Genomic DNA, 2,753 nt, shown 5'->3' on the forward strand with positions numbered 1-2,753 from the left:
CGCGCCGATGGGCCCGCCGCCCGCCGCGCCGGGCGCACCGGGACCGCTCGGCGCGCCTCAGGCGCCCGCACAGGACACGCCATGGGGACGGCCCCCGCAGTACGGCCAGCAGCCTCCCGCGCAGCCGCAGTACGGCCGCGCGGCGCAGCCGGGCCTCCCGCAGGCGGCGTCCCCGGCCCAGCCTTCGTCCGCGCCGCCGTCCCAGCCTCCGGCGCGCCCCGCGTCCGGCGCCGTCCCGTTCGAGGACGACGACGCCTCCCCGCCCGCCCAGGGCGGCGGCTCCGGCGAGGGCGTCGGCGAGTGGACGCAGATGTACGGCGGCGACGACCTCCGCGGCAACCGCTAGCGTGTCAAGGACAGTACGCTGAGTCTGTCAGGGCCCGGTCCGGCCGACACAGCCCGGGGAGGTGCGTCATGACCGCCGGGATGGTCGCCCCCGCGTGGATGCATGAGCAGATCACGGCCGAGCAGTACGACTCCTGGTCCGACGAGCAGTGCGCGGGTATCGAAGTCGTGGACGGGATGGTCGTCGTGAGCCCCAGCGCGTCCAAGCGCCACAACCGCCTGGCCCGCGTTCTGGCGAACGCCTTGGACGACGCCGGTGGCCCGGAGTGGAACGCCGACACGGACTTCGACGTCCGGCTGCAGGACGTTCCGCTCACCAATCGCCGGCCGGACGTCGTCGTGTACCGGGCGGACACGATCGACGTGACCCCGACCCGCCCGGAACACGTGCTCCTGGTGGCCGAGGTCGTCTCACCGGGCTCGGAGACCACCGACCGGGTCGTGAAGGTGGACCAGTACGCCCGGGCGGGCATCGCCTTCTACTGGAGGATCGAGCAGGCCGCCACCGGCGTGCCGCTGCTGTACACCTACGTTCTGGACCCGGCGACGGCGGCGTACCGGGAGGGCGAGGTCTTCACCGGCAAGGTCAAGGTGTCGGCTCCGTTCGCCATGGAGGTCGATCTCGGCTCCGCTTGAGGGCGACCCGCCGGGGCTTCGGCTAGGAGAGGGCGGTGAGGACGCCGGGGACGTCGTTGACGACCATCGCGTCGACGCCGGCGGACGCGTAGTCCGGGGCGCGGTCGGCGGCCGGGCACCAGGCGATCACGTCCAGGCCCGCCTGGTGCGCGACGTCCACGCAGTGCTCCAGCGGCCGCAGCCGGCTGTCGGGGTGCTCGAACCCGCACGAGCCGGTGTGCACCGCGATGGCCTGCAGGTCCAGCCCGGCCGCGGCCGGGACCGCGTGCCACATCGGGAACCGCAGCCAGGTCAGCAGGCCGAGCGGGACGTCCGGCAGCTCGCCGCGCAGGAACACCAGCAGCGCCGGGTCGAACGAGGTGACGAGCAGCCGGCGGCGCCGCGCCTCGCGCTTGAGCACCGGCAGCAGCAGCGCGCCCGTCCGGCGGGACCGGGCGTCCACCGCGTCCTCCAGCACGGTCTTGACGTCGACGTCGACCGCGATGCCGGTGGGCAGCGCGTCGAAGATCTCGGTGAGCAGCGGCAGGCCGCTGGCGTCGGCGGGCATGTCGACGATGTGGTCGCCGCCCTCGACGGTCGGGTCGTGCCGCAGCACGAGGTGGTCGTCGGCGGTGCGGGTCACGTCGATCTCGACCCAGCTCAGGCCCGCGGACGCGGCGGCGAGCAGCGACTCCAGGGTGTTCTCCGCGACCGGCGCCGCGGCGCCGGGCGGGGTGAGCAGGCCCGCGCCGTAGCCGCGGTGCCCGATGACGGCCGGGGACTTCTCGAAGATCACGGCAGGTCCCTCCGGGCGAGGTGCTCGGCCACCACCGCGTCGAGCGGCTGGGTGACCTTGAGGTTGCGCTCGCTGCCCGCGACCACGCGGATCGGCACGTCCGGCAGGTAGCGGTGCACGATCCCGCAGTCGTCGGTGGCGCGCAGCGCCGGATCGGCGAGCGCCAGTTCGTAGGCCTTGCGGATGGTGCCGAGCCGGAACCCCTGCGGGGTCTGGAACCGGCTCATCGTCTCGCGCGGCGGCATGGACGCGACCACCCCGTCCTCGACGACGACGATCGTGTCCGGCGACGGCACGCCGACCGCGACGGCGTCGTGGCCGTCGAGCGCGTCCAGCACCCGGTCGATGACCGGGGCGTCGACGAACGGGCGGGCCGCGTCGTGGAACAGCACGCGGGTGTCGTCGGGGTGACCCTCCAGGGCGCGCAGCGCCGCGACGGTCGAGGCGGTGCGGGTCGCGCCGCCCTCCACGACGCCCGTCACACTGCGGAACGGCGCGGCGATCACGCCCGCCTCGCGCAGGTGCCCGGCGGCCATCACCACCAGCACCTCGCCGACCTCGGGATGGGCGTCGAACGCGGCGATCGCGTGCGCCAGGATCGGCCGCCCGCCCACCTCAATGAGCTGCTTGGGGCGTCCCGCGCCCATGCGCTCGCCGATGCCTCCGGCGAGCACCACCGCAACCGTCCGCGCCGCCATCTCTCCCTTTCACCGCGCGCAGGACGTGCGCTCGTTCCTGCGACAGTCGGTCACCGAGTCGCTACGCTGAGCTGTCACCCGTACGCTTCGATCTGGCCTGGAGGCGCCGATGGTCAGGGTGCGCCCCCGCCGCCGGCCCGCCACGCTCAACGTACCGGAGGCGGCCGACGCCGTGGAGGAGAACCGCGCCCGCCCGGAGCGGGCCGCCGGACGCGCGGAGCGCCGGCGCGCCGCCGCGCACCGCGGCGACGGGCTCGTCGCGGCGTACGCGGTCGGCGGGTACGCGCCGTACCTGGTGC

At 74.8% G+C, this 2,753-nt stretch carries 4 protein-coding genes and 1 pseudogene; 3 read left to right on the forward strand and 2 right to left on the reverse strand.

From position 1 onward, the window contains the following. A pseudogene (locus F9B16_RS52090) lies at positions 1–346 on the forward strand (hypothetical protein); the annotation flags it as partial. 68 nt (positions 347–414) lie between these two features. Further along, complete coding sequence (locus tag F9B16_RS50000; RefSeq protein ID WP_151547282.1) at positions 415–981, forward strand: Uma2 family endonuclease; 567 nt, start codon at positions 415–417, stop codon at positions 979–981. Between the two features lie 22 nt (positions 982–1,003). Here F9B16_RS50000 and F9B16_RS50005 read toward each other — a convergent pair whose 3' ends face one another. Then, a complete protein-coding gene (locus tag F9B16_RS50005; RefSeq protein WP_151547283.1) occupies positions 1,004–1,756 on the reverse strand; it encodes a glycerophosphodiester phosphodiesterase in 753 nt (250 codons plus the stop codon). Continuing rightward, a complete protein-coding gene (gene ispD / locus F9B16_RS50010) occupies positions 1,753–2,454 on the reverse strand; it encodes a 2-C-methyl-D-erythritol 4-phosphate cytidylyltransferase (protein WP_151547284.1) in 702 nt (233 codons plus the stop codon). The genes F9B16_RS50005 and ispD overlap by 4 nt, the downstream gene beginning before the upstream one ends. A gap of 109 nt (positions 2,455–2,563) precedes the next feature. On the opposite strand from ispD, the gene F9B16_RS50015 reads away from it, so the two are divergent. Then, positions 2,564–2,753: hypothetical protein (locus F9B16_RS50015; RefSeq protein ID WP_151547285.1), on the forward strand; the 190-nt coding region annotated here is incomplete at its 3' end.

The organism is Actinomadura montaniterrae (genome assembly GCF_008923365.1).
Lineage (GTDB): Bacteria > Actinomycetota > Actinomycetes > Streptosporangiales > Streptosporangiaceae > Spirillospora > Spirillospora montaniterrae.